General features: G+C 72.5%; 29 protein-coding genes. 17 read left to right on the top strand and 12 right to left on the bottom strand.

Annotated elements, in window-relative coordinates; translation table 11 throughout:
• Positions 1–70 precede the first annotated feature (70 nt).
• A complete protein-coding gene (locus ACH4OA_RS19075) occupies positions 71–418 on the top strand; it encodes a hypothetical protein (protein ID WP_397969876.1) in 348 nt (115 codons plus the stop codon).
• A 152-nt stretch (positions 419–570) separates the two neighbouring features.
• Here the strand turns inward: ACH4OA_RS19075 and ACH4OA_RS19070 are convergent, their stop codons facing one another.
• The 5 genes from ACH4OA_RS19070 to ACH4OA_RS19050 all read right to left on the bottom strand — a co-directional run bounded on the left by ACH4OA_RS19070 (position 571) and on the right by ACH4OA_RS19050 (position 5556).
• A complete protein-coding gene (locus ACH4OA_RS19070) occupies positions 571–2016 on the bottom strand; it encodes an ATP-binding protein (RefSeq protein WP_397938481.1) in 1446 nt (481 codons plus the stop codon).
• Position 2017: 1 nt separating this feature from the next.
• On the bottom strand, positions 2018–2764 hold the full coding sequence (locus tag ACH4OA_RS19065; RefSeq protein WP_365873493.1) for a response regulator transcription factor: 747 nt from the start codon (positions 2762–2764) through the stop codon (positions 2018–2020).
• 107 nt (positions 2765–2871) lie between these two features.
• Positions 2872–3444, bottom strand: a complete 573-nt coding sequence (locus ACH4OA_RS19060; protein ID WP_397938554.1) for an FMN reductase — start codon at positions 3442–3444, stop codon at positions 2872–2874.
• Positions 3445–3488: 44 nt separating this feature from the next.
• Positions 3489–4577: an LLM class flavin-dependent oxidoreductase gene (locus ACH4OA_RS19055; protein WP_397938483.1), complete on the bottom strand. Its 1089-nt coding sequence runs from the start codon at positions 4575–4577 to the stop codon at positions 3489–3491.
• Between the two features lie 88 nt (positions 4578–4665).
• Positions 4666–5556 (bottom strand): NADP-dependent oxidoreductase, encoded by an 891-nt coding sequence (locus ACH4OA_RS19050; protein ID WP_397949272.1) that lies wholly within the window; start codon positions 5554–5556, stop codon positions 4666–4668.
• Between the two features lie 134 nt (positions 5557–5690).
• Here ACH4OA_RS19050 and ACH4OA_RS19045 point away from each other — a divergent pair, with 134 nt between their 5' ends.
• The gene (locus tag ACH4OA_RS19045; protein WP_365873477.1) at positions 5691–6095 is read left to right on the top strand and encodes a helix-turn-helix domain-containing protein; all 405 of its coding nucleotides are present in this window, start codon (positions 5691–5693) and stop codon (positions 6093–6095) included.
• A gap of 167 nt (positions 6096–6262) precedes the next feature.
• Here ACH4OA_RS19045 and ACH4OA_RS19040 read toward each other — a convergent pair whose 3' ends face one another.
• A complete protein-coding gene (locus ACH4OA_RS19040; RefSeq protein ID WP_397970107.1) occupies positions 6263–6712 on the bottom strand; it encodes a hypothetical protein in 450 nt (149 codons plus the stop codon).
• A 150-nt stretch (positions 6713–6862) separates the two neighbouring features.
• Here ACH4OA_RS19040 and ACH4OA_RS19035 point away from each other — a divergent pair, with 150 nt between their 5' ends.
• The 5 genes from ACH4OA_RS19035 (at position 6863) to ACH4OA_RS19015 (ending at position 9813) form a co-directional block, all read left to right on the top strand.
• Positions 6863–7201 (top strand): YnfA family protein, encoded by a 339-nt coding sequence (locus ACH4OA_RS19035; RefSeq protein WP_365873471.1) that lies wholly within the window; start codon positions 6863–6865, stop codon positions 7199–7201.
• Positions 7202–7253: 52 nt separating this feature from the next.
• On the top strand, positions 7254–8033 hold the full coding sequence (locus tag ACH4OA_RS19030) for an SDR family NAD(P)-dependent oxidoreductase (protein WP_397938487.1): 780 nt from the start codon (positions 7254–7256) through the stop codon (positions 8031–8033).
• Positions 8030–8218, top strand: coding sequence for a hypothetical protein (locus ACH4OA_RS19025; protein WP_397938489.1), 189 nt, complete (start codon positions 8030–8032; stop codon positions 8216–8218). The genes ACH4OA_RS19030 and ACH4OA_RS19025 overlap by 4 nt, the downstream gene beginning before the upstream one ends.
• Positions 8219–8240: 22 nt before the next feature.
• Complete coding sequence (locus ACH4OA_RS19020) at positions 8241–8843, top strand: TetR/AcrR family transcriptional regulator (protein WP_397969874.1); 603 nt, start codon at positions 8241–8243, stop codon at positions 8841–8843.
• Between the two features lie 169 nt (positions 8844–9012).
• Positions 9013–9813: an LAGLIDADG family homing endonuclease gene (locus tag ACH4OA_RS19015; protein WP_397949267.1), complete on the top strand. Its 801-nt coding sequence runs from the start codon at positions 9013–9015 to the stop codon at positions 9811–9813.
• A 43-nt stretch (positions 9814–9856) separates the two neighbouring features.
• On the opposite strand, the gene ACH4OA_RS19010 is transcribed toward ACH4OA_RS19015, so the two are convergent.
• On the bottom strand, positions 9857–11050 hold the full coding sequence (locus tag ACH4OA_RS19010; protein ID WP_397969872.1) for an RtcB family protein: 1194 nt from the start codon (positions 11048–11050) through the stop codon (positions 9857–9859).
• Between the two features lie 227 nt (positions 11051–11277).
• On the opposite strand from ACH4OA_RS19010, the gene ACH4OA_RS19005 reads away from it, so the two are divergent.
• The 3 genes from ACH4OA_RS19005 to ACH4OA_RS18995 all read left to right on the top strand — a co-directional run bounded on the left by ACH4OA_RS19005 (position 11278) and on the right by ACH4OA_RS18995 (position 14667).
• Complete coding sequence (locus ACH4OA_RS19005) at positions 11278–12213, top strand: DUF3558 domain-containing protein (protein WP_397969871.1); 936 nt, start codon at positions 11278–11280, stop codon at positions 12211–12213.
• Positions 12214–12339: 126 nt separating this feature from the next.
• The gene (locus ACH4OA_RS19000; protein ID WP_397969869.1) at positions 12340–13311 is read left to right on the top strand and encodes a DUF3558 family protein; all 972 of its coding nucleotides are present in this window, start codon (positions 12340–12342) and stop codon (positions 13309–13311) included.
• 117 nt (positions 13312–13428) lie between these two features.
• A complete protein-coding gene (locus ACH4OA_RS18995; RefSeq protein WP_397938501.1) occupies positions 13429–14667 on the top strand; it encodes a DUF2637 domain-containing protein in 1239 nt (412 codons plus the stop codon).
• Between the two features lie 110 nt (positions 14668–14777).
• Here the strand turns inward: ACH4OA_RS18995 and lysS are convergent, their stop codons facing one another.
• Complete coding sequence (gene lysS / locus ACH4OA_RS18990) at positions 14778–16517, bottom strand: lysine--tRNA ligase (protein WP_397949262.1); 1740 nt, start codon at positions 16515–16517, stop codon at positions 14778–14780.
• 150 nt (positions 16518–16667) lie between these two features.
• On the opposite strand from lysS, the gene argS reads away from it, so the two are divergent.
• Entirely contained in the window at positions 16668–18431 is a 1764-nt protein-coding gene (gene argS, locus ACH4OA_RS18985) for an arginine--tRNA ligase (RefSeq protein ID WP_365873455.1), read from the top strand.
• Positions 18432–18435: 4 nt separating this feature from the next.
• Here argS and ACH4OA_RS18980 read toward each other — a convergent pair whose 3' ends face one another.
• Positions 18436–19386 carry a YafY family protein gene (locus ACH4OA_RS18980; RefSeq protein WP_365873453.1) on the bottom strand — a complete coding sequence of 317 codons (951 nt, stop codon included), beginning with the start codon at positions 19384–19386 and terminating at the stop codon, positions 18436–18438.
• A gap of 72 nt (positions 19387–19458) precedes the next feature.
• On the opposite strand from ACH4OA_RS18980, the gene ACH4OA_RS18975 reads away from it, so the two are divergent.
• Entirely contained in the window at positions 19459–19848 is a 390-nt protein-coding gene (locus tag ACH4OA_RS18975; RefSeq protein WP_397969867.1) for a VOC family protein, read from the top strand.
• 15 nt (positions 19849–19863) lie between these two features.
• Here ACH4OA_RS18975 and ACH4OA_RS18970 read toward each other — a convergent pair whose 3' ends face one another.
• Positions 19864–20277, bottom strand: a complete 414-nt coding sequence (locus ACH4OA_RS18970) for an ATP-binding protein (protein WP_365873449.1) — start codon at positions 20275–20277, stop codon at positions 19864–19866.
• Positions 20278–20422: 145 nt separating this feature from the next.
• Between ACH4OA_RS18970 and ACH4OA_RS18965 the strand changes: the two genes are divergently transcribed.
• From ACH4OA_RS18965 to ACH4OA_RS18950, 4 genes are read left to right on the top strand one after another with little or no spacing between them, the layout of a single operon-like run.
• Positions 20423–21208 (top strand): Scr1 family TA system antitoxin-like transcriptional regulator, encoded by a 786-nt coding sequence (locus ACH4OA_RS18965; protein WP_397969866.1) that lies wholly within the window; start codon positions 20423–20425, stop codon positions 21206–21208.
• A complete protein-coding gene (locus tag ACH4OA_RS18960) occupies positions 21205–21447 on the top strand; it encodes a DUF397 domain-containing protein (protein WP_397969864.1) in 243 nt (80 codons plus the stop codon). The genes ACH4OA_RS18965 and ACH4OA_RS18960 overlap by 4 nt, the downstream gene beginning before the upstream one ends.
• Before the next feature lie 24 nt (positions 21448–21471).
• A complete protein-coding gene (locus ACH4OA_RS18955) occupies positions 21472–21777 on the top strand; it encodes a DUF397 domain-containing protein (RefSeq protein ID WP_397969862.1) in 306 nt (101 codons plus the stop codon).
• Positions 21778–21823: 46 nt separating this feature from the next.
• A complete protein-coding gene (locus tag ACH4OA_RS18950; RefSeq protein ID WP_397938513.1) occupies positions 21824–22648 on the top strand; it encodes a DUF4253 domain-containing protein in 825 nt (274 codons plus the stop codon).
• A gap of 13 nt (positions 22649–22661) precedes the next feature.
• Here ACH4OA_RS18950 and ACH4OA_RS18945 read toward each other — a convergent pair whose 3' ends face one another.
• On the bottom strand, positions 22662–24038 hold the full coding sequence (locus tag ACH4OA_RS18945; RefSeq protein WP_397969861.1) for a helix-turn-helix domain-containing protein: 1377 nt from the start codon (positions 24036–24038) through the stop codon (positions 22662–22664).
• Between the two features lie 191 nt (positions 24039–24229).
• Between ACH4OA_RS18945 and ACH4OA_RS18940 the strand changes: the two genes are divergently transcribed.
• Positions 24230–24952, top strand: a complete 723-nt coding sequence (locus ACH4OA_RS18940; RefSeq protein ID WP_397969859.1) for a DUF4232 domain-containing protein — start codon at positions 24230–24232, stop codon at positions 24950–24952.
• 11 nt (positions 24953–24963) lie between these two features.
• Here ACH4OA_RS18940 and hemB read toward each other — a convergent pair whose 3' ends face one another.
• Complete coding sequence (gene hemB, locus ACH4OA_RS18935; protein ID WP_397949251.1) at positions 24964–25956, bottom strand: porphobilinogen synthase; 993 nt, start codon at positions 25954–25956, stop codon at positions 24964–24966.
• Positions 25957–26064: the final 108 nt, after the last annotated feature.

Below are 26064 nucleotides of genomic sequence, written 5' to 3'. Positions count from 1 at the left end.
CTACGTATTGTAGGTTCCCAACAGCCAACAGCTACCGGGCCGTTCACACGCCCGTTCCATCGGGGGACCCATGCAGGACACGACGGAGCCGGAGCCCGGTACGGAGGTCCGCGCGCGCGCTCTCGCGCCGACGCTGACCGTGCTCGCCGTCAGCCTGGCCATCGCCGCCGTCGGCGTGTACGAGCTGTGCGGCTTCGGCCTGCACAGCCTGGACCGGCGCCCGCACCTGTTCAGCGACGGCCTCGCCACCGGCGGGGTGATCGCCGCGACGGTGGCCGCGGGCGCGGCGGCGGGCAACCTCGCCTGGCTGCTGATGACGGCCCGGCGGGGCGCGGCGGGCGCCATAGGGGGCGACGGGCGCGGTGACGTACGGCCCGCGGCGGGACGGTACGGCGGCAGCGGCGGCAACGGCGCCTGACCGCGGACCACCCGCCCGGCGCGCAGGCGACCATCGGTGAGCCAGCGCGCAGGCGACCCGGTGAGCCCGTGCCCCGGTGACCCGGCAAGTCAGCGTCCCGGCGACTCCGCCCCCTCGACGCCCCCCGACGCCCCTAGACGCCCGCCGGCGCCTCAGTCACCGCTCCCGTCCTCGCCCCCGCTCACCAGCCCGCCGCCCACCGTGAAGCCGATGACCGAGCCGCCGCCCTCGCGCCGGTACGCGAACGGCGCCCCGCCGTGGGCCCCGGCGACCTCGCGCACGATGGACAGACCGAGGCCCGAGCCGGGCAGCGAGCGGGCGTCGGCGGCCCGGTAGAAGCGGTCGAAGATGCGGACCAGATCGCCGTCCGCGATCCCGGGCCCCCGGTCCCGCACCGCCACCCGTACCGTGCCCGGCCGGGCCGGACCGGTGATGCAGACCTCGATCGGCGCCGTGCCGTCCCGGTCGAACTTGGCCGCGTTCTCCACCAGGTTGGAGATGGCCCGCTGGAGCAACCCGGGCCGCCCCTGGACCGTCGTGTCACCGCCCGCGCGCAGCACGACGTCCCGACCGGTACGGCGCCGGGCCAGCCCGACGACGTCCTCGGCGAGGTCGGCCACGTCCACCCGCTGCGGCGGCTCGGCGTCGGACTGCCCGGCGGCGAGGTCGACCAGCTCGTTGACCAGGTCCGTCAGTTCCCGTGCCTCCTGGGAGAGGTCGGCGACCAGCTCCTCCCGGGTGGCGGGCGGCAGCTCGTCGATGCGGCGCAGCAGCGAGATGTTGGTACGCAGCGAGGTGAGCGGGGTGCGCAGCTCGTGGCCCGCGTCCTGGACCAGCCTGCGCTGGTCCTCCTCCGACTGCGCGAGCCGCCCCAGCATCCGGTCGAAGGCACGGCCCAGGCGCCCCACCTCGTCCAGCCCGGCCACCGGCACCTGGATGCCGAGCTGCCGGGTGCGGGCGACGTTCTCGGCGGCGGAGGTCAGGATCACCAGCCGGCGGGTGATCCGCCGGGCCAGCCACCAGCCGAACAGCCCGGCGCCCACCACGACCGCGGCCATCAGGATCAGCGTCCGCCGCTGGAGCGCCCGCAGCAGGTCCTCGGTGTCGCTGAACTCCTGCGCCACCTGCACCGCGCCCCGGCCCTCGCCGAGCGAGACGGTGGCGATGCGGAACAGGTCCGCGTCCACCCGTACGTCCTTGTGCGCGACCACCTGCCCGGCCGGCCGGGCGACGGCGACCGCCCGGTCCGCGGCGGTGACGGGGAGCACCGGACTGCCGTGGTCCACGATCTGGCCCCGGGCGCCGAGCACCTGCACGTCGGTGCGGGCGGGACGGACCAGGTCGTGCCCGGGACGGGAGGAGGAGAAGTCGTCCGGGCTCATCGGATGCTGCCGCACCTCGTCCCGTACGTCCTGGACGACCTGCGTGAACACCGACTGCTGGTCGACGCGGACGAGCCGGGCGGCGGAGCCGTAGGACAGGATGCCGACGAGGATCGTGACGGCCGCGGTGACGGCGGCGAAGGAGACGGCGAACGTGGTGCGCAGGGAGACCAGCTTCGGCCGGGGCCGGCCCGGCAGCCGCCAGCGGCGGCCCACCTCAGTCCTCCCGCAGCACGTAGCCCACGCCCCGCACGGTGTGGATCAGCTGCGGGGCGCCCGGCTCGTCCAGCTTGCGGCGCAGATAGCCGACGTAGACGGCGAGGTTCTTGGAGCCGGGGCCGAAGTCGTAGCCCCAGATCCGGTCGTAGATGGTGGAGTGGTCGAGGACGATGCCCGCGTTGCGCACCAGCAGCTCCAGCAGCTCGAACTCGGTGCGGGTCAGTTCCAGCTCGCGCCGGCCACGCCAGGCGCGGCGGGCCTGGAGGTCCATGCGGAGCCCGGCGGCCTCCAGCTGCCGGCCGGAGAACTGCGCGTCCCGTACGGGAACCTCGGCCGGGAGCGCGCCGGGCCCGGCCCCGCCGCCGGGACCGGTGCCCGTGGCGGGCGCCGGGCTGGTGCGGCGCAGCAGCGCGCGCAGCCGGGCGAAGACCTCTTCCACGTCGAACGGCTTGACCACGTAGTCGTCGGCGCCGGCGTCCAGGCCCGCGATGCGGTCGGCGGTCTCCACCAGCGCGGTCAGCATGAGGATCGGGGTGCGGTCGCCCTCGGCGCGCAGGACGCGGCAGACCTGGAGGCCGTCGATGCCCGGCATCATCACGTCCAGGACCAGCACGTCCGGCGGGTTCTTGTGGGCCTGCGCCAGCGCTTCCACGCCGTCGGCGACCGCCGTCACGTCGTACCCCTCCAGCGTCAGGGCACGCTCCAGGGCATGGCGGATGGCACGGTCGTCTTCGGCGAGCAGCACAGTCGGGGGCACACCCCCAGTCTGCCAAGACCGCCGGCCCGCGAGCGGGGCCCGTCGAGCCGACGATCACCCTTTTTACCGCTCTCTCACCGAGATCCGGGCTGACGTCAGGATCCCAGCGCCGCCAGCCGCTCGGCGAACGGCACCACGTCCGGCTCCGCGCGCCGGGCCGCCGTGGGCATCAGCACGGCCAGCTCCCCCGCCGCCCGCTCGATCCGCTCGGCCAGCCCCTGCGCGCCCCAGTCCTCGGACGCGGCGTACACCCCGGTCGGGACGACGACGGCGCGCAGGTAGGCGAACAGCGGCCGCAGCGCGTGCTCCAGCACCAGCGAGTGCCGGCCCGTGCCCCCGGTCGCCCCGAGCAGCACCGGCTTGCCCGCCAGCGCGTCCTTGTCCAGCACGTCGAAGAAGGACTTGAACAGCCCGCTGTACGACGCGCTGAACACCGGCGTGACCACGATCAGCCCGTCGGCGCCCGCCACCGCCTCCTGCGCGGCGGCGAGTGCCTTGCCCGGGAACCCGTTGGTGAGGTGGTGCGCGATCTCGACGGCGAGGTCGCGCAGCTCGACCACCTGGAGGTCCACGGGAGTGCGCCGGTGGACCGCGGCGGCCAGCCGGTCGGCCAGCAGCCGGGTGGAGGACGGGACGCTCAGCCCCGCCGATACGACGACCAGCTTCATGCCACGGTCTCCTTCCGCCATGTCCCTCGTGTCCTTCGTGCCGTTCACGCCACGGTCTCCTTCGGCGCCGCCGCCCGCAGGGACGGGTGGACCGGCGCCTCCGGCACGTCCGCCGGGCGCCCCTTCGCGAACTCCTCGCGCAGCACCGGCACGACCTCCTCGCCGAGCAGGTCGAGCTGCTCCAGCACGGTCTTCAGCGGCAGCCCCGCGTGGTCCATCAGGAAGAGCTGGCGCTGGTAGTCGCCGGCGTACTCGCGGAAGGCCAGCGTCTTCTCGATCACCTGCTGCGGGGAGCCCACGGTCAGCGGGGTCTGCTCGGTGAAGTCCTCCAGCGAGGGCCCGTGGCCGTAGACCGGCGCGTTGTCGAAGTACGGCCGGAACTCCCGGACCGCGTCCTGCGAGTTGTGCCGCATGAACACCTGCCCGCCGAGGCCGACGATCGCCTGTTCCGGCGTGCCGTGCCCGTAGTGGGCGTACCGGCTGCGGTACAGCTCGACCATCCGCCGGGTGTGGTCGGCGGGCCAGAAGATGTTGTTGTGGAAGAAGCCGTCGCCGTAGTACGCGGCCTGCTCGGCGATCTCCGGGGACCGGATGGAGCCGTGCCAGACGAACGGCGGTACGCCGTCCAGCGGGCGCGGGGTGGCGGTGAAGCCCTGCAGCGGGCTGCGGAACTTCCCCTCCCAGTCGACGACGTCCTCGCGCCACAGCCGGTGCAGCAGGGCGTAGTTCTCGACGGTGAGGTTGATGCCCTCCCGGATGTCCTGGCCGAACCACGGGTAGACCGGCCCGGTGTTGCCGCGGCCCAGCATCAGGTCGACGCGCCCGTCGGCCAGGTGCTGGAGCATCGCGAAGTCCTCCGCGATCTTCACCGGGTCGTTGGTGGTGATCAGGGTGGTGGAGGTGGAGAGGATCAGCCGCTCCGTGCGGGCCGCTATGTAGCCCAGCATGGTCGTCGGCGAGGACGGCACGAACGGCGGGTTGTGGTGCTCGCCGGTCGCGAAGACGTCCAGGCCGACCTCCTCCGCCTTCCGGGCGATGGCGACCATGGCCTTGATCCGCTCCCGCTCGGTCGGGGTCCGCCCCGTCGTGGGGTCCGGGGTGACGTCGCCGACCGTGAAGATCCCGAACTGCATGGCCGTTCACGCTCCAAGTTGTTGACTGTTCAACTACACCCCCTCCAACGACCACCCCACCCCAGGTATTCCGCCCCCCGCCCCCGCCTTACGGCACCAGCACCAGCCGCCCCCGCAGGCCGCCCTCGGCCAGCCGCGCGTGCGCCTTCGCGGCCTCCTCCAGGGCGAAGGTCTCCGCCACCCGCGGCGTCAGCACACCCTCGTCCACCAGCCGGACGAGCTCCGCCAGCCGCGCCCCGTCGGCCCGCACCCACACGTTCTCCGTGCGCACCCCCCGCTCCGCCGCCGGCAGCACACCGTCCCGGACCGCCACGAACGCGCCCCCGTCCCGCACCCACTCCAGCGCCGGCGCCCCGAGCACGGCGGCGTCCAGCACCGCGTCCACACTGCGCGGCTCCACCCCGTCGGCCGTGAACCGCGCCGCCCCCAGCGAGCGCACCAGCTCCTCGTCCTCCGGCCGGGCGTGCCCGACGACCTCGATCCCCCGGTGCGCCGCCAGCTGCACCGCGAACCCGCCGACCGCCCCCGCCGCACCGGTCACCAGCAGCGAGCCGCCCGGCGCCACGTCCAGCAGGTCCAGGGCCTGCGCCGCGGTCAGCCCGTTCAGCGGCAGGGTGCCGGCGTGCACCGCGTCCACCGAGACGGGCGCCGCGGCCACCGCGCCCGCGTCCACGACGACGTACTCCGCGTGCGCGCCCAGCGGCTCGGCCAGGCCCGGCACCAGCGCCACCACCGGGTCACCGACCCGCCAGGCGGTGGGCTCGCCCACCGCGTCCACCGTGCCGGCCACGTCCCAGCCGAGCCCGAGCGTCTTGCCGGCCCCGCCGAAGACGCCGACGCGCACGCCCGCGTCCACCGGGTTCAGCGCCCCCGCGGCCACCTTGATCCGCACCTGACGCGTCCCCGGTTCCGGCATCCCGGCCTCCACGATCCGCACGGCCTCCGGTCCGCCGAACTCCCTCACCACGGCAGCACGCATGACAACTCTCCCTGTATATCCGGCACTTGATGGATTCCGCGGCACCGTTCCGGCCGCACTGCCCACCGTAGGAGAGCTACTATCCATCGGTAAGTAGTTACCTGAAAGTGCGTAGCTGCCCCCGAGGAGAGCCCATGGCGACCATGACCGCCGCCCAGCGCCGCGAACAGGCCCGCGCCGACTACGACGCCTTCCTGCGCGAGTGCCCCACCAACCAGCTCCTCGGGCGGCTCAGCGACAAATGGGTCAGCCTCGTCGTCGCCGCCCTGTCCACCGGCCCCCTGCGCTACAGCGACCTCGGCCGCACGATCGCCGGCGTCAGCCCCAAGATGCTCACCCAGACCCTGCGCGCGCTGGAGCGGGACGGCATCCTCAGCCGTACGGTCACCCCGTCCGTCCCGGTCCGCGTCGACTACGCCCTCACCCCGCTCGGCGCCAGCCTCGCCGGCCTGCTCACCGCCGTGAAGCACTGGGCGGAGACCCACTTCGAAGAGGTCCGCGAGGCCCGCGAACGCTACGACACGCAAAACCCCCTCTAGCCACCCCGCCGGACCGGCCGGACAGCCCTACGACCACCCCTCGGCCTCCGCGCCGGGGGCGGCGAACCGGCCGGAAGAACTCCGACCACCGACCGACCCGGCCCCCACCCACTGCCCCCGACCGGGCCGGCCCCTTCAAGCCGCCCCGTCACGCCACCCGGCCCGGTTCAGAAGGCGTACGTGTCTCCCGTCGCCAGGACCAGCACCCGTGTCCGGTCACTGGACCGGTCCTGGTCCGCCACGTCCGCGCTCCACGCCGTCTCGACCTCCAGCGACACCTGCGCCTGCCGCTCCCGCAGCCGCACCGGCAGCCGCAGCCGCTCGCCCACCTCGTCCACGGCCAGCGGCCCGGTCCCGCACAGCACCGTCCGCTCGTCCTCCCGGACGCACCGGGCCGGCAGCTCCTGCCCCTCGGCCAGCGGCACCGACCAGCGCAGCCGCACCGTGGCGTCCGCCACGTCGACGGACCCGCCGTTGCGCGCGGTCAGCAGCACCTCCGCCCGGTCCCCGTCCAGCACCGCCGAACCGTGGAACACCACACCGGCCTCCGCGGCCACCGCGTTCCCCGGCACCAGAAGGGCACCGGCACACACCCCGGACACCACCCACGCCCGCATCCGCACGCCCCTCACCACTCCTCGCTCGCCGCTCGGCCGCCGTACCCATGTATGCCACGCGAGCCGCCCGCCAGGCGCCCTCCAACAGGTGACAGCGCCACCGGCCACACCGCCGTCGTACGGCCCGGCCGCCCGTGCGAAGCTGCCCCCATGCCCGTCCTGCGCTCCGCCGCCCTGTTCGCCGTCGCCGCGCTCTTCGAGATCGGCGGCGCCTGGCTGGTCTGGCAGGGCGTACGGGAACACCGGGGCTGGCTGTGGATCACCGGCGGCGTCCTCGCCCTCGGCGCCTACGGCTTCGTCGCCACCTTCCAGCCCGACGCCCACTTCGGCCGCATCCTCGCCGCCTACGGCGGGATCTTCGTGGCCGGCTCGCTGCTGTGGGGCGCGGTCGCGGACGGGTACCGCCCCGACCGCTGGGACATCACCGGCGCGCTGGTCTGCCTCGCCGGGATGGCCGTCATCATGTGGGCCCCGCGAAACGGCGGCTGAGCCTCACTTACGCTGGACGCGACCGCCGCCGACCGCAGCCACAGGAGCCGCCATGGCCACCGCCGTCCCGTCCGCCGCCTCCCGCATCGCCGTCGTCACCGGGGCGAGCAGCGGCATCGGCGCCGCCACGGCCCGCCGGCTCGCCGCGGCCGGCTACCGCGTCGTCCTCACCGCCCGCCGCAAGGACCGCATCGAGGCCCTCGCCGAGGAGCTGACCACGGCCGGGCACTCCGCCGTGGCCTACCAGCTCGACGTGACCGACCGCGCGGCCGTGGACGAGTTCGCCGGCGCCTTCAAGACGATCGGCGTCCTGGTCAACAACGCGGGCGGCGCCCTCGGCGCGGACCCGGTGGCCACCGGCGACCCGGCGGACTGGCGCACGATGTACGAGACCAACGTCCTCGGCACCCTGAACGTCACCCAGGCCCTGCTGCCGAAGCTGGTCGCGAGCGGCGACGGCGTCGTGGTGGTCGTCTCCTCCACCGCCGGCCACGGCACCTACGAGGGCGGCGCCGGCTATGTCGCCGCCAAGCACGGCGCCCACGTCCTCGCCGAGACCCTCCGCCTGGAGATCGTCGGCCAGCCGGTCCGCGTCATCGAGATCGCCCCCGGCATGGTCAAGACGGACGAGTTCGCGCTGACCCGGTTCGGCGGCGACACGGAGAGGGCGGCCAAGGTCTACGAGGGCGTCGCCGAGCCCCTCACCGCCGACGACGTGGCCGAGACGATCACCTGGGCGGTGACCCGGCCCAGCCACGTCAACGTCGACCTGCTGGTCCTGCGCCCGCGCGCCCAGGCGTCCAACACCAAGGTCCACCGGGACCCGCGATGACCGACGGCGCCCCCGCGGAATCCGGCCCCCCGGCAGACCCGGGGACCGCCGGGACGCTGGAGCGGCGCCGCCTGGCCGAGGAGACGAGGAACGAACGCCAGGTCTGGTACTTCCTGGCCTATTTCCTCTTCGGCATCCACTTCGTCGCGTTCGTCATGATCTACGCGGTACGGCACGCGAAGTGACGCCCTGGCTATAGTCAGTCAGGTGACAAACTCAGTGGACCGGCGGGCCCTGGCGTCACAGAAGCGCCGGCGGCTCACGACGGCCGCGGCCCGCGTCCTGCACCGGCAGGGCGTGGAGCGCACCACCCTCGCCGACATCGCGCACGAGGCCGGCGTCCCGGTCGGGAACGTCTACTACTACTTCAAGACCAAGGACGAGCTGGTCCGGGCGGCGCTCGCGGAACACCGCGCCCGCCTGGACGACCTCACCGGCACCCTGGACCGGCTGCCGGACCCGCGCGAGCGCCTCAAGGGCCTGGTGACGGCCTGGATCGCCGAGCGCGACACCGCCGCCCGGCACGGCAGCCCCGTCGGCACCCTGGCCACGGAACTCGGCAAGCGCGCGGACGGCACCCTCGCCGCGGAGGCCGGCGCGGTGCTCCGCCGCCTGCTGGACTGGACGGCCGCCCAGTTCCGCGCACTGCGCGCCCCCGCCCCGGACGACCTGGCCCTCACCCTGATCGCCGCCTGCCAGGGCACGACCCTCCTGACCCACACCCTCCAGGACCCCGCCCTCACCACCCACGAGGGTGAACGCCTGCTGCACTGGCTGGAGACGCTGGGCCCGGCCGACGGTAACCCGTAAGAGCGAACCTCATCGATCACCCGATCAGCGCACGAACAACGGCCCTAGGCTCGCGCCACACACCAGCAACGCGACGGCCCCCGGCAGGGATGCAGCCCCGCCGAGGGCCTGACGACCATGGAAGTGGAGGCTTCCCGTGGCCGAATGCGAGCCTAACGTCCACCGGTTCATGGACCTCACGGTCCCCGAGTACGCGTACATGTTCGGGTTTTTGCAGGCGGATGGACACCTTGCACGGGGAACCGGGCAGAAAGGGCGCCTGACCGTCGAACTCGGCGCCCGGGACATCGATCTGCTGCGGACGTTTCAGAAGCTGACGCCGTACTACAGCAACATCTCCGAGCGCACCCGGAGCACGACCTTCGCCAAGACGCACTCCTCGGCGACCTGGACTCTCTGTTCCCTCGAAGCCAGGACCACGCTCAACGAACTCGGCCTGCCCTACGGCAGCAAGTCCCGAACGGTCGCCCCGCCGAACGGTCCGTTCTCCCGCCGTGACTATCTACGGGGCCTGATCGACGCGGACGGTTCGGTCGGCTTCACCGGCAAGGGCACCCCCTTCCTCGCCCTGACCACGGCCAGCACTGCCCTCGCGTCCTGCCTGCGCGGCTACGGCCGGGACGTGACAGGCGCCGAACGCGTCCTCCGACGCAACACTCGCGACGGCGTCTACAACGTGCTGTACACGATGGAGGTCGCCCAGCGTCTCGCGGCCGACCTGTACTACCCGGACTGCCTGGGCTTGGAGCGCAAGCGTTCAGCCGCCGAGGCGCTCGCCGGCTGGGTACGCCCAGAGGGCATGAGGGCCGCGTGCACGCGGCGCCGCTGGACTCGGCACGAAGACCAGCTCCTGCTCGAGTACAACAGCCCGGATTCAGCCGCTGAGGCACTAGGCAGGACGACCCAGAGCTGCGCCCTCCGCCTCTGGCGCCTGCGCACCGGTCAAGTGCCGGTGCCCGGCACTCGGTGACCGGCCAACTGAGGCCCCCGGCTCCGGCCGGGGGCCTCTCCCCTCAGCCCTTCACGCAGACGACCTGCTTCAGCTTGGCCACCACCTGCACCAGGTCCCGCTGCTGGTCGATGACCTGGTCGATGGACTTGTAGGCGCCCGGGATCTCGTCCACGACGCCGGAGTCCTTGCGGCACTCCACGCCCCGGGTCTGCTCCTCCAGGTCCTGCGTCGAGAAGCGCCGCTTGGCCGCGTTGCGGCTCATCCGCCGGCCCGCGCCGTGCGACGCGGAGTTGAAGGCCAGCTCGTTGCCGAGGCCCTTGACGATGTACGACCCGGTGCCCATGGAGCCCGGGATGATGCCGTACTCCCCGGACCCGGCCCGGATCGCGCCCTTGCGGGTCACGAGCAGGTCCATGCCCGCGTACCGCTCCTCCGCCACGTAGTTGTGGTGGCAGGAGATCTCCGCCTCGAAGACCGGCTTGGCCTTCTTGAACTCCTTGCGGATCACGTCCTTCAGGAGCGCCATCATGAGCGTGCGGTTGTGCTTGGCGTACTCCTGCGCCCAGAACAGATCGTTGCGGTAGGCCGCCATCTGCGGGGTGTCCGCGACGAAGACGGCGAGGTCGCGGTCGACCAGACCCTGGTTGTGCGGCAGCTTCTGGGCCACGCCGATGTGGTGCTCGGCGAGTTCCTTGCCGATGTTCCGGGAGCCGCTGTGGAGCATCAGCCAGACGGAACCCTCCGAATCAGTACAAATTTCCACGAAATGATTCCCCTGGCCAAGGGTTCCCATCTGGGCGACGGCCCGCTCCCGCCGGAACTTCACGGCGTCGGCGATCCCGTCGAACCGCCCCCAGAACTCCTGCCACCCGGCCGTCGCCAGCCCGTGGAAGTCGCCCGGCTCGACGGGGTCCTCGTGCATCCCCCGTCCCACCGGAATCGCCTGCTCGATGCGCGACCGCAGCCGGGACAGGTCGCCCGGCAGGTCGTTCGCGGTCAGGGAGGTGCGGACCGCCGACATCCCGCAGCCGATGTCCACGCCCACCGCCGCCGGGCACACCGCGCCGCGCATCGCGATGACCGAGCCGACCGTCGCGCCCTTGCCGTAGTGCACGTCCGGCATCACGGCCAGACCCTCGATCCACGGCAGGGTCGCCACGTTCTGGAGCTGGCGCAGGGCCACGTCCTCGACCGTCGCCGGGTCCGTCCACATCCGGATCGGGACCTTGGCGCCCGGTATCTCCACGTACGACATGTCTTCCTCGTTCCCCCGGAAATGCTGGCAAAAGACTCAAGAGCGGCACAACGCAAAAGCGGCGCCAAGGCCGGTGAAAAGAGACAAGGGACCGGCGTCCACGGCGGTGCGTGCGATACACATTGTCTCCAGGGTCCGCCCCGCCGCGGCAAGCGAATAACCAGCGGGGACACTGGAGCACCGAGCGAGCCACCGAGCGCTCGCCCACCGTCGAGAGGAGCCCGACCGTGCAGCGGAAGGCGTACGTGACCGGTACCGCCGCCCTCCTCCTCGCGGCGCTGCTGAGCGGCTGCACCAGCGGGTCCGGGGACGACGCGGCCACGGACGACGCCAACCCGGGCGACGCCGGCACCACCGCGGTCGCCGCGCAGCCCGGCAAGTACCGCACGCTCCCCGAGCCCTGCGGCGCGGTCGGCCACGACGCGCTGGACACGCTGCTGCCCGGCATCCAGCGGATCACCGACCCGGGCCAGCGCGACCACGCCTACCGGGGCGAGGCCGCGCTGACCTACGACACCGACCGCAAGGTCGGCTGCCACTGGAAGGTGGAGTCGGCCGACGCCACGGACCGGCTCTTCGTCGACTTCGAGCGCGTGGTGTCGTACGACAACACGGTCAGCGACGACGACCAGGCGCAGCGGCTGTTCCAGGAGAAGCAGGCGGCGGCCGACCTTCCCGCGCCGAGCGCGTCCTCGGCTCCGCCGTCGCCGTCGCCGTCGGCGTCTGCGTCTTCGGCGGCTTCGGCGTCTGCTTCCGCGTCGCGGGGCGCGGCGGGCGGGGGTGCCTCGTCCCCGGCGTCCTCCTCCTCGTCTTCGGCGGACGCGGGGGGCGCCGCGGAGGCGGGGGTGAACTCTGCGGACTCGTCCGGGACTTCGGGTTCCCCCGACGCCTCGGCGCCCGAGTCGGGGGTGCCGTCCGCCGAGCTCCAGCCCCGTACGCTCTCCGACCTCGGTGACGAGGCGTATCTGGACGACGAGCTGAGCACGTCCGGTTCGACGGCCGAACAGCGGACGGTGACTGTGGTGTTCCGCACGTCCAACGTGGTCGTGACCATCCAGTACGAGGAGCAGCCGACGGCCGTCGGAGCGGTCCCGGACAGCAAGGAAATGCAGGACAGGGCCCGTGATCTGGCCGCGCGGCTGGACGACGCGCTGGGCGGCTGACGGACCGGCGGGCCCCGGCCGCCCGTGGCCGTGCGGCGGGCGGCGGGCGGCCCCACGGGTCCGTCACCGCGTACCGTGGCCCCGCAGGAACCCGCACGAACACCGAGCGTCATGAGTGAAGGAACCATGCAGCGAGCAGCCCAGCGAGACGACCGTGCCCAGCTTCAGCAGCGCGCCAAGCGCCTTCGCCGCGCGCTGGTCTGCGCGGCAGCCGTGCCCGCGGTCCTGATCACCGCCGGCTGCTCGTCGGACTCCGGTGACGCGAAGGCCGGGTCCGGCGCCGGGAGCACGCGGCCCTCGGACGGCGGCGCGTCGCCGTCGGTGAGCGCTTCGCCGACCGTGCGGGCCGCCGCGTACGGGACGATTCCCGACCCGTGCGGCACGCTGTCGAAGAAGACGCTGGCCGATCTGGTGCCGGAGGGCGTGGAGTCGGCGAAGAAGGGTGCCACGGACGACTCGTCGGCGCGGGCCTCCTGCTCGTGGAACAGCCTGGACAACAACGGGGTCGAGGGTTCGCAGTTCCGCTGGCTGAACGTGTCGCTGCTGCGGTTCGAGTCGGACGCCACCCGGGGTGCCGGCGACGAGCAGGCGCACGCGTACTTCACCCGGCAGGCGAAGGACGCCCAGTCGGTGGAGGGCGCGAAGGGCGTCAAGGTGGTGCCGCTGTCCGGGGCGGGCGCGGAGGCGACGGCGGTGCGCTACGACCTGAAGAAGAAGGAAGGTCTGTTCAAGCAGCAGACGGTCGTCGCCCGGGTGGAGAACGTCGTGGTCACCGTGGACTACAACGGGGCCGGTCTCGCGGGTGAGGAGACGCCCGACGCCGACGATCTGACGAAGTCGGCGGAGAAGGCGCTGAAGGAGGCCGTGGCGGCGGTGTCCAAGGCCAACGGCGCGGAGGGCGGAGCGAGTTCGTCGGCGTCGCCGTCCGGGGAGTCGTCCGGTGCGACGGGCGGTTCGACGGGCGGTTCGCCGTCCGGGACCGCGTCGAAGTCGGCGGCCAAGGCGGCGGCCAAGGCGTCCGTGAAGTCCCCGGCCAAGTCGGCCAAGTCGTCTTCGTCCCGTTCGTCCGCGGCCGGGTCGACCGTCAGGAAGAGCTGACCGGAGGGCCGTAGCGGCCGACCGGCACTACGTTCGCCGCACACGTGTGCCACTCTGTTGCGCGCAACGACAAGCAACGGGAGGGGAGTACGAGTGGCCGCGCCGCAGCTTACTCGGATGCACCGCGTTCTCATCGGCGTGGTCGTGACCGGCGCTCTGATCATCGCCGGTATCGGCTTCGCCGGTTCGTACGCGGCCGTCCGGGAGCTGGCCCTGCAGAAGGGCTTCGGGAACTTCTCCTATGTGTTCCCGGTGGGTATCGACGCGGGCATCTGTGTGCTGCTCGCCCTGGACCTGCTGCTCACCTGGATCCGTATCCCCTTCCCGCTGCTGCGGCAGACGGCGTGGCTGCTGACGGCGGCGACGATCGCCTTCAACGGCGCCGCCGCCTGGCCGGACCCGCTGGGCGTGGGCATGCACGCGGTGATCCCGGTGCTCTTCGTGGTGTCGGTCGAGGCGGCCCGGCACGCGACCGGCCGTATCGCCGACATCACGGCGGACAAGCACATGGAGGGTGTCCGCCTCACCCGCTGGCTGCTCTCCCCGCTGCCGACGTTCCTGCTGTGGCGGCGGATGAAGCTGTGGGAGCTGCGCTCCTACGAGCAGGTGATCAAGCTGGAGCAGGAACGTCTCGTCTACCAGGCGCGGCTGCGTTCCCGGTTCGGCCGCGCCTGGCGCAGGAAGGCTCCGGTGGAGTCCCTGATGCCGCTGCGGCTGGCCCGGTACGGCGTCCCGCTGGCGGAGACGGCCCCGGCGGGTCTGGCGGCGGCGGGCATCGAGCCGGTGCTGCTGCCCCCGGCGCCGCAGCCGCAGGCCCTGGCGCCCGCCGCGGACGCCCGCCCCGCCGTGGCGGCGGCCTCCGCTCCGCCGCAGCAGGAGCCCCCGGCCGGGCAGCGGCCCGCCGAGGCGCCCCCGGCGGAGGAGCAGAGCCCCTGGTTCCAGGCCCCGCGCGAGGTCGAGTACCACGGCGGCTACGACCCGACGTACGACCCGATGCTCCAGGAGCCGCAGTACGCGCCCGAGGAGCAGTACGAGGAGTGGTACGAGGAGCAGCCCCCGGAGCAGTTCCAGCAGCCCTCCGCGGAGGAGACCGGCAGCTTCCCCATCCCGGTGAGCGCGTCCCGCACCCGTGAGCTGGGCGAGGGCGGCGGTCCGGCGGAGCCGGTGCCGGGCGAGGAGGACTTCTACCTGGTCTTCCGCAAGTCGATAGACGGCAGCTACCCGACCTCCGCGCAGTTCCGGGACGACGTCGAGGCGACCTTCGGGCTCTCCCTGGCGCCCCGCGACGCCGACCGCATGGTCAACCGCTTCACCAACCGCCACACCGCGGAACTCCAGGAAGACCACATCGCCTGAAGCGCGTGACCGCGAGCGCCCGACCGCGTGAGAAGCGCGAGACCGCGTCGGCGGTGGCAGCACGGAAAAGGGGCCCTCCGGCGAGGAGGGCCCCTTCTTCGTGCGCGATGTCAGTCCCCGAGCAGGGTCCGCACCCGCTCCTGGCCCACCGCGAGCAGCAGCGTGGGCAGGCGGGGGCCGGTGTCGCGGCCGACGAGCAGGTGGTAGAGCAGGGCGAAGAAGGACCGCTGGGCGGTCTTGATCTCCGGCGGCAGCTCCTTGGGCGTGGCGTCGGCGGAGAAGCCGGCCTGGACCTTCGGCACGCCGTACACGAGGTGGGTCAGTCCGTCGAGCGACCAGTGGCCGGCGAGTCCGTCGAGCAGCAGCCGCAGGGACCGGCGGGACGCCTCGTCCAGGGACGCCAGCAGTTCGGTGTCGGGCCGGTCGCGCACGATGGTCCGCTGGTCGGCGGGGACGTGGGTGTTGATCCACGCCTCGGCCTTGTCGTACCGCGGGCGGACCTCGTCCAGCGAGCCGAGCGGCTGCTGAGGGTCCAGCTCGGAGAGGATGCGCAGGGCCTGGTCCTCGTGTCCGGCGGTGATGTCGGCGACGGACGCGAGCGTGCGGTACGGCAGCGGGCGGGGCGTCTTCGGCAGGTCGCCGGCGGCGGTGCCGACGGCACGGGTGTAGGCGGCGGTGTCGGCCGGCAGCGCGGAGCCGTCGGCGACCTTCGCGGCCAGCTTGTCCCACTCGTCGTAGAGCCGCTGGATCTCCTGGTCGAAGGCGATCTTGAAGGACTGGTTGGGGCGGCGGCGGGCGTAGAGCCAGCGCAGGAGCTGCGGCTCCATGATCTTCAGCGCGTCGGCCGGGGTCGGGACGCCGCCGCGCGAGGAGGACATCTTGGCCATGCCGGAGATGCCGACGAAGGCGTACATCGGGCCGATCGGCTGCTGGCCGCCGAAGAGGGGCGCGATCTGGCCGCCGACCTGGAACGAGGAGCCCGGCGAGGAGTGGTCGACGCCGCTGGGCTCGAAGACGACGCCCTCGTAGGCCCAGCGCATCGGCCAGTCGACCTTCCAGACCAGCTTGCCGCGGTCGAACTCGGCGAGCCGGACGGTCTCGGCGAAGCCGCAGGCGGTGCAGGTGTACGACAGCTCGGTGGTGTCGTCGTCGTAGGAGGTGACGGTCGTCAGGTCCTTGCCGCAGGCACCGCAGTACGGCTTGTACGGGAAGTACCCGGCGGAGCCGGAGCTGCCGTCGTCCTCGGAGGCGGCGCCGGAGCCCTCCGCGGCCTCCAGCTCGGCCTCGTCCAGCGGCTTCTGCTGCTGCTTCTTCGGCGCCTTCTTCGTCCGGTACTGGTCGAGGATCGCGTCGATGTCGTGCCGGTGCCGCATGGCGTGCAGGATCTGCTCGCGGTAGGCGCCGGAGGTGTACTGGGCGGTCTGGCTGATCCCGTCGAACTCCACGCCGAGCTGGGCCAGCGACTCGGTCATCGCGGCCTTGAAGTGCTCGGCCCAGTTCGGGTAGGCGGAGCCCTTCGGCGCCGGGACGGAGGTCAGCGGCTTGCCGATGTGCTCGGCCCAGGTCTCGTCGACACCGGCGATGCCGGCCGGGACCTTGCGGTACCGGTCGTAGTCGTCCCAGGAGATCAGGTGCCGGACCTGGCGGCCGCGGCGGCGGATCTCGTCGGCGACGAGGTGCGGGGTCATGACCTCGCGGAGGTTGCCCAGGTGGATCGGCCCGGAGGGGGAGAGTCCGGACGCGACGACGACCGGTTTGCCCGGGGCCCGGCGCTCCGACTCCTCGATGACCTCATCCGCGAAACGGGAGACCCAGTCGGTGGTCTCGGTGCTCTGAGCCACGATCGGCACGTCCTTCTTTCTGAACGGGGTGCCACCCCAGCTGGACGGAAGTGGCACTCCATTCTCACAGACCGTCCGCCGACCGGGAAAACCGCTTTTCCCCCCGTGGGATACTGGGCGGGTCTATCCATCCCCACGAGGAGAACGGCACCCCTCCCTATGGCCTCGGTCACGTCCCTCAGCGACAGCGTCCAGCAGCACCTCGCGTCCGCCCTCTCGGCCACCCTGCCCGAGGCCGCCGGCGCGGACCCGCTGCTGCGACGAAGCGACCGGGCCGACTTCCAGGCCAACGGCATCCTGGCCCTGGCCAAGAAGGCGAAGGCGAACCCCCGGGAGCTGGCGGCCGAGGTCGTCGGCCGGGTGGTGACGGGTGACGTGATCCGGGACGTCGAGGTGTCCGGCCCCGGCTTCCTGAACATCACCATCGCCGACGAGGCGATCACCCGGAACCTGGCCGCGCGGTACGCGGACGAGACGGGCCGCCTCGGCGTGCCCACCGCCGCGGACCCCGGCACCACGGTGATCGACTACGCCCAGCCGAACGTGGCGAAGGAGATGCACGTCGGCCACCTGCGGTCGGCGGTGATCGGCGACTCGGTGGCGCAGCTCCTGGAGTTCACCGGCGAGAACGTGGTGCGCCGCCACCACATCGGCGACTGGGGCACCCAGTTCGGCATGCTCATCCAGTACCTGGACGAGCACCCGCACGAGCTGGACCACAAGGCCGCCGAGGTGACCGGCGAGGAGGCGATGTCGAACCTCGACCGCCTCTACAAGGCCGCGCGCAAGCTGTTCGACTCCGACGAGGAGTTCAAGACCCGGGCCCGCCGCCGGGTGGTGGACCTCCAGGCGGGCGACCCGCACACGCTGGGCATCTGGCAGCGGTTCGTGGACGAGTCGAAGATCTACTTCTTCTCCGTCTTCGAGAAGCTGGACATGGAGATCCGGGACGCGGACATCGTCGGCGAGTCCGGGTACAACGACATGCTGGCCGAGACCTGCCGCCTGCTGGAGGAGTCGGGCGTCGCGGTCCGCTCCGAAGGCGCGCTGTGCGTGTTCTTCGACGATATCAAGGGCCCGGACGGCAACCCGGTCCCGCTGATCGTGCAGAAGTCGGACGGCGGCTACGGCTACGCGGCCACCGACCTGTCCGCGATCCGCGACCGCGTCTTCCACCTGAAGGCGGACACCCTGCTGTACGTGGTGGACGCCCGGCAGGCGCTGCACTTCCGGATGGTCTTCGAGACGGCGCGCCGGGCCGGCTGGCTAGGCGAGGACGTGACGGCGGTGCAGCTCGCCTTCGGCACGGTCCTCGGCAAGGACGGCAAGCCGTTCAAGACGCGCGCGGGCGAGACGGTCCGCCTGGTCGACCTGCTGGACGAGGCGATCGAGCGGGCGTCGGCCGTGGTCCGCGAGAAGGCCCAGGACCTGTCGGAGGCGGAGATCGCCGAGCGGGGCACCCAGGTGGGCGTCGGCGCGGTGAAGTACGCGGACCTGTCGACGTCGGCGAACCGGGACTACAAGTTCGACCTGGACCAGATGGTGTCGCTGAACGGCGACACGTCCGTCTATCTCCAGTACGCCTACGCCCGGATCCGGTCCATCCTCCGCAAGGCCGGCGAGGTCCGCCCGGCGGCCCGCCCGGAGCTGGCCCTGGCGGACGCCGAGCGCGCCCTGGGCCTGCACCTGGACTCCTTCGCGGAGACGGTCCGGGAGGCGGCCGCGGAGTACGCCCCGCACAAGCTGGCGGCGTACCTGTACCAGCTCGCGTCGCTGTACACGTCGTTCTACGACAAGTGCCCGGTGCTGCGCGCCGAGACGCCGCAGCAGGTGGAGAACCGCCTCTTCCTGTGCGACGTCACGGCCCGCACCCTGCACCGGGGCATGGCCCTGCTGGGCATCCGGACGCCCGAGAAGCTCTGACCGCTCAGGGGCCGTGGGCGGCGAGGAGCCGCCGGGTCTGGTCGATCAGGGCCTCGCGGACCGAGTCGGGGGACACGACCTGGAGCGGCGTGGCCAGGGTGAGGAGATAGCGGGCCAGGCCCTCCGGGGCCGGGCCCCCTATGTCGACCAGGGTCGCGTCCGGGCCGTCGGGGTGGTGGGTGCCGATGGTCGGCGGGATCAGCCGCCGGGCCTCCGTCAGGGGGAGCGGGAGGCGGATCCTCGCCGACAGGGGATACGGGCCGTTCGCCGTGTTGTGGGACACCAGTTGCGCCGGGTCCGGCGGGTCCTCGATCTCGGCCGGCCGGCCGGTCGGGACCAGGCGCTCCACCCTGTCCGCGCGGAAGGTCCGCCATCCCCGCGCCACGTCCCGCGCGACGAAGTACCAGCGCCTGCCGGTGTGCACGAGCCGGTACGGATCGACGTCCCGGTCCGTACCGTGCCCCTGCCCGTCGCGGTACGACAGCCGGACCCGCTCCCCGCGCCGGCAGGCCGCGGCCAGTTCCAGCAGCATCCCGGGCCGCAGCCGCGGCTCCTCGGGCCAGGGCAGCCGTACGAACGCCTCGTCCCACTCCCCCAGCCGCTCGGCCACCCGCGCCGGCAGCACCTGGCGCAGCTTCAGCAGCGCCGACAGCGCCGCCTGGTCCCCGCCGAGCGCCCCGCCGAGCGCCGCCTCCCGCAGGCCCACGGCCACCGCCAGCGCCTCCTCCTCGTCCAGGATCAGCGGCGGCACGCGCGAGCCGGCCCGGAGCCGGTAGCCGCCCCAGGGCCCGGCGTCGGAGTCGACGCTGTACCCCAGCTCCCGCAGCTTGGCGATGTCCCGCCGCACCGTGCGGTCCGTGACCCCCATCCGCTCGGCCAGCTCCCCGCAGGTCCACGAAGGACGGGCGGCGAGCAACGACAGCAGTCGCAGCAGACGGGCGGAGGCGCTCAGCACGGACGGAAGTTTTTCATACCGCCCGGCCCGACCAGGACCGGAACTGTCCGGGTCACGTCCTACCGTCCTCCCATGAGCACGGAAACCACTCCCGCACCCGTCTTCCGCTACGCCGCCGTCACCCTCGACTGCGCCGACCCCGCCGAACTCGCCCGTTTCTACGGCGACATGTTCGGCCTCGCCGTCACCTACTCCACCGACGACTTCGTCTTCCTCGGCGGCGCCGACGGCACGGCCGGCCTGGGCTTCACCCGCGTGGCCGACTACCGCCCGCCCACGTGGCCGGACCCGGCCCAGGGCAAGCAGGCCCACATCGAGGTGGGCGTCGACGACCTGGAGACGGCCGAGGCCCATCTGCTGAAGCTGGGCGCCACCAAGCCGGTCCACCAGCCCCAGCCGGACCGCTGGCGGGTCCTGCTCGACCCGGCCGGCCACCCGTTCTGCATCACGACCCTGGTCTGACCCCGCCGGGCCCGCTCACGGCACGGCGAACTCGCACCACACGATCTTCCCCGGCGCGCGCTCCCCGACGCCCCACTTGTCGCTGAGCGCCGCCACCAGCAGCAGGCCCCGGCCCCCCTCGCTCTCCGGCCCGCCCGGTTCCTCCGCGGCCCGAGGGGTGCCGGGGCCGCTGTCGTGCACCTCGGCCCGGACCAGGTGCCCGTCGTACCGCAGACGCAGCAGGAAGCCCCGCCCCGCCGGGACGCCGTGCACCAGGGCGTTCGTGGCCAGCTCGCTCACGCAGAGCGACAGATCGGGAGCCCGGCCCCAGCCTTCCAGTCCCCACTGCTTCAGCGACCACTCGGTGAGCTGCCTGGCGGCGGGGACGGAGCGACGGCTGCGGACGTAGAACCGGTCGCGGTGGCAGGGGAGTTCCATGTGCTCGTTCACGGGGCGAATGTCGCGCAGGGTGACTACCGTGGTTCAGTGAGTCATCCCGTACAAGGTTTTTGTACGGGTTGCTGCGGGGTGGTGCACGGCCGGCGTGGGGAGTTCAGCAAGCATGACGCCTGCACGGAGGAGGAATCAGTCGGCCATGAAGATGCTGGGCCGTCAACTGGCGGCGGCCCGGCGGGCGAAGGGACTCAGCCAGCCCGGTCTGGCCACGGCGCTGAACATCCACGAGGAGACGGTCGCCAGCATCGAACAGGGCCGGCGGGTGCTGAAGCCGGACATGGCCGAACTGTTCGACGAGTTCCTGGAGACCAAGGGAATGCTGGCGGCAGGGGTGGCCAACCTGCCGGAGGTGGACCAGTTCCCGTTGTGGGCGGAGGAGTACATGGATCAGGAAAAGGTCGCCATCGCGTTGTCGTGGTACGACAACGCCGTCATTCCGGGGCTGCTCCAGAACGAGCCGTACGCGCGCGCCGTCCTGCGGAACCGAGTCCCGGCATACGAGGACGAGGAGCTGGAGAAGGCGCTACGCCTGCGACTCGACCGCCAGGAGATCCTGCACCGCAAGAACCCGCCGACGCTGAGCTTCGTGGTGTGGGAACCGGCGCTGCTGGTCGAAGTCGGTACCCCTGAGGTCTACAGGGACCAGTTGCGCTTCCTGCGCGAGGCAGCCGAACTCCCCTGCGTCTCACTCCAAGTACTGCCGCTGAGTAGTCCCGACCATGCCGGCTTGGACGGCCCGTTCGCGCTGCTCGAAACTCCGGACCATCAGCACCTCGCTTACACCGAATCGCAGCGCGGCAGCCAATGGGTTTCTGACCCGGAAGGGGTTTCCCGCCTGGCGCGTAAGTATGCAATGCTGCGGACACAGGCCCTGACCACTCATCGTTCGATGGACCTGCTCGACAGCCTGCTAGGAGAGCCATGAGCGCCGAAGCCCTTCAGTGGTTCAAGTCGACCTACAGCGGCAGCGAGGGAGGCGCTTGCCTGGAAGCCGCCGTCGCCTGGCACAAGTCCAGCTACAGCAGCGAAGGCGGCCAGTGCCTCGAAGTCGCCGTGGCTCCCGGTGCCGTGCACATCCGGGACTCGAAGGAAGTGCCCTCGCCGGACCGCACCCTGTGCGTCAGTGCCGTCACGTGGGACGCTTTCACCTCCGCTCTCAAGTGACCCTTCGCAGCTGCTAGGAGAGCAATGAGCGCCCAAGCCCTTCAGTGGTTCAAGTCGACCTACAGCGGCGACGAGGGCGGCCAGTGCCTCGAAGTCGCCCTCACCTGGCACAAGTCGAGCTACAGCAGCAGGGAAGGCGGCGCTTGCCTGGAAGCCGCCGTCGCCTGGCAGAAGTCCAGTTACAGCGGCGGCGAAGGCGGCCAGTGCCTCGAAGTGGCCGTCTCTCCCGGCGCGGTACACATCCGGGACTCCAAGGAGACGCCCTCCCAGGACCGCACCCTGTGCGTCAGCGCCGTCACCTGGGACGCCTTCACCTCCGCTCTCAAGTGACCCGGAGCCAACTCCGTTGTCAGTGGCTGCCCTTACAGTCGGCGGCATGGCGACACTTCCCAACCCGCTGCCCCGACTGGCCACCGATCCCAGCGGTCGTTCCCTGGGGCTCCGGCTGCCGCCCGGCAGGCTGGTAGACGAGACGGACGACGGACGCTGGCACGAACCCCTGCTGTGGCACGCGGAGAAGTCGTCCGCGCCCGGCACCTGGAAGGCCCTCGGCACGTCGGCGGCCCGTGCGGGGCTGCTGCCGGTGCTCGTGGACCTGGCCGGCTGCCCGGACGGGATCGAGGACTGGGGACTGCTCCCGGGCGACGCCTCGTACCCCGGGGACCACACGGCCGAGGACGTGCTCGCGGAGTACTGGGAGGAGGAGACCGACGGCCGGGCCGGTGACGAGACCGAGCCGTTCGGCACCGAGTGGCCGGGCCTCGCCGCGCCCGGCGTGCCGCACGCCGGTCCCGAGACCCGGGCGGCCACGGTCGCCGACGCGCTGCACCGGGACCCGGAGCGGTGGGCGGAGTGGATCGAGGAACCGCATTTCGCCCTCGTCCCGGCCCGCCGGTCGGCCGACATACCGGCGGCGATCGGCTGGACCGGCGCCCTGGACTACGACCACGACGTGGCCCGTGTCTGCGCGGTGCTGCGGTCCTGGGAGGACCGGTTCGGCGCCCGGGTCGTGGCGCTCGGGCCGGACGCCCTGGTGATGTCCGTCGCGGCGCCGCCCGGCACGCCCGCCGACGCCGAGGTCCTCGCCGCCGAGCACTACGCGCTGTGCCCGGACGCGGTCGTCGGGAGCGGCGCGGGGAGCGTCCGGTCGTACGCGAAGGGGCTGGCCGGCGCGGACAGCTGGGCCTTCTGGTGGGACTGAGGCGGGCGGGCGGTCAGCCGAACTCCGAGGCCGGTTTCCACTTCTGACCGCCCAGCGGAAAGGCGTACGCCGGCCGGCCGTTGTTGCCGCTGGTGCGGAACGGGTGGCCGGCGTCGTCGATCACGAGCGTGCCGTGGCGGTTCCCGCTGGACCAGGACAGCTCCAGGTACCAGCTGACGTCGTACGCCGACGCGTCGGCGGTGACGTAGAAGACCTCGGGGTCCGACTGGCTCACCTTGAAGGGGAAGTCCGCGCTCCCGGCCGCCGGTACGGGCGACGGGCGCATCGCGTCCAGGGCGACGGAGAACGACCGCGTCGGCACGCCGCCGCCGCAGCCCACTCCCGGGTAACCCATGGCGTAGTCGTTCCAGGCGAGCGGCGAGCGCTTGCCCGCCATGTGGACCGACAGCCGCTCCAGGACGACCGTCTGCCGTCCGGTGCCCTGCACGGTGAACGTGACGAACTGCTCGCCCGCCGACACCGCCTGGTGCACGGCCACCCAGGCCGGCGCGCCCTGCTCCGACGGCGGCGGGTTCACGGCGGTCGGCGGGCGGTCGATCAGGTAGTGCTGCGAGCAGGGGCTCTCCCAGGTGTAGGGGTGGGTGTTGACCGTGAGGGGCGGCCCGGCGGACGTCCCCGCGGACGCGGTGGCGGCCGGCTTGTGCGTGGGTGACCCGTCGGTGGTCTCGGGGGCCAGGTCCGGGGCCTCGGCGGAGGGCGAGGCCGAGGCCGAGGCCGAGGCCGAGGGGGAACGGGTGGCCGCGTGGCGCGGGCTCGGGCTCATGGCGGACGGCGAGACGAGGGCGCCGTGCCGGGGGGCGCCGGGGCCCGGGTCCGCGGTGGCCGCGGCGGCCTTGGCGTCGCCCCGCCGCTCGCCGCCGTCCGAGGGCAGGGTCAGGGCGAACACCGTGCCGCCGACCAGCGCGGTGACCGTGACGGCGGCCAGGAGGGCGGTGCGACGGCCGACGGCCAGGGACCGCCCCCGCCGCCACCGGCCCGCCGCCACCGGTTCCGATGCCGGTACGGACCCCGGTGCAGGTGCAGGTGCAGGTGCCGGTGCCGCCACCGCCTCCAGTGCCTCGGCAGCCTGCTGCACCTCGGCGGCCTCCGGCTCCGCCTTGCCCTCGGTGCCCTTCCGGCCCCGCCCGGCGTCCGCCAGGACCCACCGCCGGTGCAGCTCCACCAGTTCCCCGGGCGTCGCCCTGCACAGCCGGGCGAACCGCTCCACGGGGGCGTAGTCCGTCGGTACGGCGTCCCCGTTGCAGTAGCGGTGCAGTGTCGACGTGCTCATGTGCAGCCGCTTGGCGAGCGTGCCGTAGCTGTGCCCGGAGCGGTCCTTCAACTCCCGCAGCAGCTCGCTGAAACCGCTCTCGGGGATGCCCTCCGCCACCGTTCCTCCAGTCCCCCTCGTCCCACCCCGGCGTTCCAGGGGAGGTCTGTTTTCGCAGGTCAAAGCCGGTTTCAGCGTTCCAGTGTCCCGGATTGGCGGCCATCGCTGGCCGCCGGGACGGGTCCGCACACAGGCTGTGGGTCATCCAAGCACGCCAACCGGCCCAGCCCGAAAGAGGACTTGCCATGCGTATGCGCCACATCCGTCTGATCGCCGCCACCGGCACCGCCGTCGCCGCCCTCGCGCTCACGGCGTGCGACAACGGGACGGGCACGAAGGACGAGGGCGGCTCCCGGCCGGCGGTGTCGGAGACGAGCGCGTCGAAGGCGTCCGGGGACGCCCTCCGCACGGAGAAGACCGCCGTCGCCACCACCGGCACCGGCGCCGGCGACGCCACCACCGAGGCCACCCCGGTGCCCCGGGCCCGCACCTCCAGCGGCAAGCCGGACGCCGCCGCCACCCGCGGGACCAAGAGCACCGGCAGCTCCGTGGTGCTCTGCAACGGCACGAACACCACCGTCACCGCCCAGTCGCTGGCCCGGCCGCTGAACCACATGCTGCTGACGGTGAAGAACACCGGGAGCAAGAGGTGCGAGCTGCCGTACTACCCGGTCCTGCGCTTCGACCAGATGCAGTGGGTGCCGCAGGCCGACGAGTCCACCCGGCCGCAGGCCGTGGTCTCGCTGAACCCGGGCCAGTCGGGGTACGCGGGAGTGCTGCTGTCGGCCGCCGACGGCAGCGGCAGCGGCGGGAGCACCGCCCACAAGCTGACGGTGGCCTTCCAGGGGATGACCCCGAACAGCGACGGCGGCCCGTCCGCGACGCCGACCCTGCCCGCCAAGGGCGCCTACTACGACAGCACGCTGAAGGTGACCTTCTGGCAGCAGGACCTGGCGAGCATCTCCAACTGGTGAACGGCGCTCGGCTAGCGCAGCGTGCGGGCCACCTCGGTGGCCCAGTAGGTGAGGATGTTCCGGGCGCCGGCCCGCTTGATGCCCGTGAGGGTCTCCAGGATGGCCCGGTCCCGGTCCACCCAGCCCTTCTCCGCGGCGGCCTCGATCATCGCGTACTCCCCGGAGATCTGGTACGCGGCCACGGGCACGTCCACGGCGTCCGCGACCCGGGCGAGGATGTCGAGGTAGGGACCGGCCGGCTTGACCATCACCATGTCGGCGCCCTCGGCGAGGTCCAGCTCCAGCTCGCGCAGGGACTCGCGCCAGTTGGCCGGGTCCTGCTGGTAGGTCTTCCGGTCGCCCTGCAGCGACGAGCCGACGGCCTCGCGGAAGGGGCCGTAGAAGGCCGAGGAGTACTTGACGGTGTAGGCGAGGATCGCCACGTCCTCACGGCCGATCTGGTCCAGCGCGTCACGGACGACGCCGATCTGGCCGTCCATCATGCCGCTGGGGCCCACGACATGGGCGCCCGCGTCGGCCTGGACCTGCGCCATCTCGGCGTACCGCTCCAGAGTGGCGTCGTTGTCGACCCGGCCCTCGGCGTCCAGCACCCCGCAGTGCCCGTGGTCGGTGAACTCGTCCAGGCACAGGTCGGACATGACGAGCAGATCGTCGCCGACCTCGGCCCGCACGTCCCGCAGGGCGACCTGGAGGATGCCGTCCGGGTCGGTGCCGGCGGTGCCCTGGGCGTCCTTCTTGGCGTCCTCGGGCACGCCGAACAGCATGATCCCGGAGACCCCGGCCTCCACCGCCTCCAGAGCGGCCTTCTTCAGACTGTCCCGGGTGTGCTGCACGACCCCGGGCATCGAGGAGATCGGCACCGGCTCGGCCACGCCCTCCCGGACGAACGCCGGGAGGATCAGGTCGGCGGGGTGCAACCGCGTCTCGGCGACCATCCGCCGCATGACGGGCGAGGTCCGCAGCCGCCGGGGACGCGTACCGGGGAAGGATCCGTACTTCGTCATGCCTTCTACGCTACGCCCGCCCGGCCCGCGCCTTTGCCGACGCGATGTCGGACGCAGCCGGCCCCGCCCGGCGCCCGGGGGCATGCCGAGAGCCGCCCGTCCGGCCGG

Origin of the sequence: Streptomyces sp. NPDC017095 (genome assembly GCF_044332325.1) — a bacterium.
GTDB lineage: Bacteria > Actinomycetota > Actinomycetes > Streptomycetales > Streptomycetaceae > Streptomyces.
This window is presented reverse-complemented; position numbering and strand designations above follow the sequence as displayed.

What these genes read in the sequence shown, in the direction of transcription:
- ACH4OA_RS19075 (WP_397969876.1), top strand. Translation starts at nt 71, where the DNA reads ATGCAGGACACGACGGAGCCGGAGCCCGGTACGGAGGTCCGCGCGCGC.
- ACH4OA_RS19060 (WP_397938554.1), bottom strand. Translation starts at nt 3,444, where the DNA reads ATGAAGCTGGTCGTCGTATCGGCGGGGCTGAGCGTCCCGTCCTCCACC.
- ACH4OA_RS19055 (WP_397938483.1), bottom strand. Translation starts at nt 4,577, where the DNA reads ATGCAGTTCGGGATCTTCACGGTCGGCGACGTCACCCCGGACCCCACG.
- ACH4OA_RS19050 (WP_397949272.1), bottom strand. Translation starts at nt 5,556, where the DNA reads ATGCGTGCTGCCGTGGTGAGGGAGTTCGGCGGACCGGAGGCCGTGCGG.
- ACH4OA_RS19045 (WP_365873477.1), top strand. Translation starts at nt 5,691, where the DNA reads ATGGCGACCATGACCGCCGCCCAGCGCCGCGAACAGGCCCGCGCCGAC.
- ACH4OA_RS19040 (WP_397970107.1), bottom strand. Translation starts at nt 6,712, where the DNA reads ATGCGGGCGTGGGTGGTGTCCGGGGTGTGTGCCGGTGCCCTTCTGGTG.
- ACH4OA_RS19035 (WP_365873471.1), top strand. Translation starts at nt 6,863, where the DNA reads ATGCCCGTCCTGCGCTCCGCCGCCCTGTTCGCCGTCGCCGCGCTCTTC.
- ACH4OA_RS19030 (WP_397938487.1), top strand. Translation starts at nt 7,254, where the DNA reads ATGGCCACCGCCGTCCCGTCCGCCGCCTCCCGCATCGCCGTCGTCACC.
- ACH4OA_RS19025 (WP_397938489.1), top strand. Translation starts at nt 8,030, where the DNA reads ATGACCGACGGCGCCCCCGCGGAATCCGGCCCCCCGGCAGACCCGGGG.
- ACH4OA_RS19015 (WP_397949267.1), top strand. Translation starts at nt 9,013, where the DNA reads ATGGACCTCACGGTCCCCGAGTACGCGTACATGTTCGGGTTTTTGCAG.
- ACH4OA_RS19010 (WP_397969872.1), bottom strand. Translation starts at nt 11,050, where the DNA reads ATGTCGTACGTGGAGATACCGGGCGCCAAGGTCCCGATCCGGATGTGG.
- ACH4OA_RS19000 (WP_397969869.1), top strand. Translation starts at nt 12,340, where the DNA reads ATGCAGCGAGCAGCCCAGCGAGACGACCGTGCCCAGCTTCAGCAGCGC.
- ACH4OA_RS18995 (WP_397938501.1), top strand. Translation starts at nt 13,429, where the DNA reads ATGCACCGCGTTCTCATCGGCGTGGTCGTGACCGGCGCTCTGATCATC.
- argS (WP_365873455.1), top strand. Translation starts at nt 16,668, where the DNA reads ATGGCCTCGGTCACGTCCCTCAGCGACAGCGTCCAGCAGCACCTCGCG.
- ACH4OA_RS18975 (WP_397969867.1), top strand. Translation starts at nt 19,459, where the DNA reads ATGAGCACGGAAACCACTCCCGCACCCGTCTTCCGCTACGCCGCCGTC.
- ACH4OA_RS18965 (WP_397969866.1), top strand. Translation starts at nt 20,423, where the DNA reads ATGAAGATGCTGGGCCGTCAACTGGCGGCGGCCCGGCGGGCGAAGGGA.
- ACH4OA_RS18960 (WP_397969864.1), top strand. Translation starts at nt 21,205, where the DNA reads ATGAGCGCCGAAGCCCTTCAGTGGTTCAAGTCGACCTACAGCGGCAGC.
- ACH4OA_RS18955 (WP_397969862.1), top strand. Translation starts at nt 21,472, where the DNA reads ATGAGCGCCCAAGCCCTTCAGTGGTTCAAGTCGACCTACAGCGGCGAC.
- ACH4OA_RS18950 (WP_397938513.1), top strand. Translation starts at nt 21,824, where the DNA reads ATGGCGACACTTCCCAACCCGCTGCCCCGACTGGCCACCGATCCCAGC.
- ACH4OA_RS18940 (WP_397969859.1), top strand. Translation starts at nt 24,230, where the DNA reads ATGCGCCACATCCGTCTGATCGCCGCCACCGGCACCGCCGTCGCCGCC.
- hemB (WP_397949251.1), bottom strand. Translation starts at nt 25,956, where the DNA reads ATGACGAAGTACGGATCCTTCCCCGGTACGCGTCCCCGGCGGCTGCGG.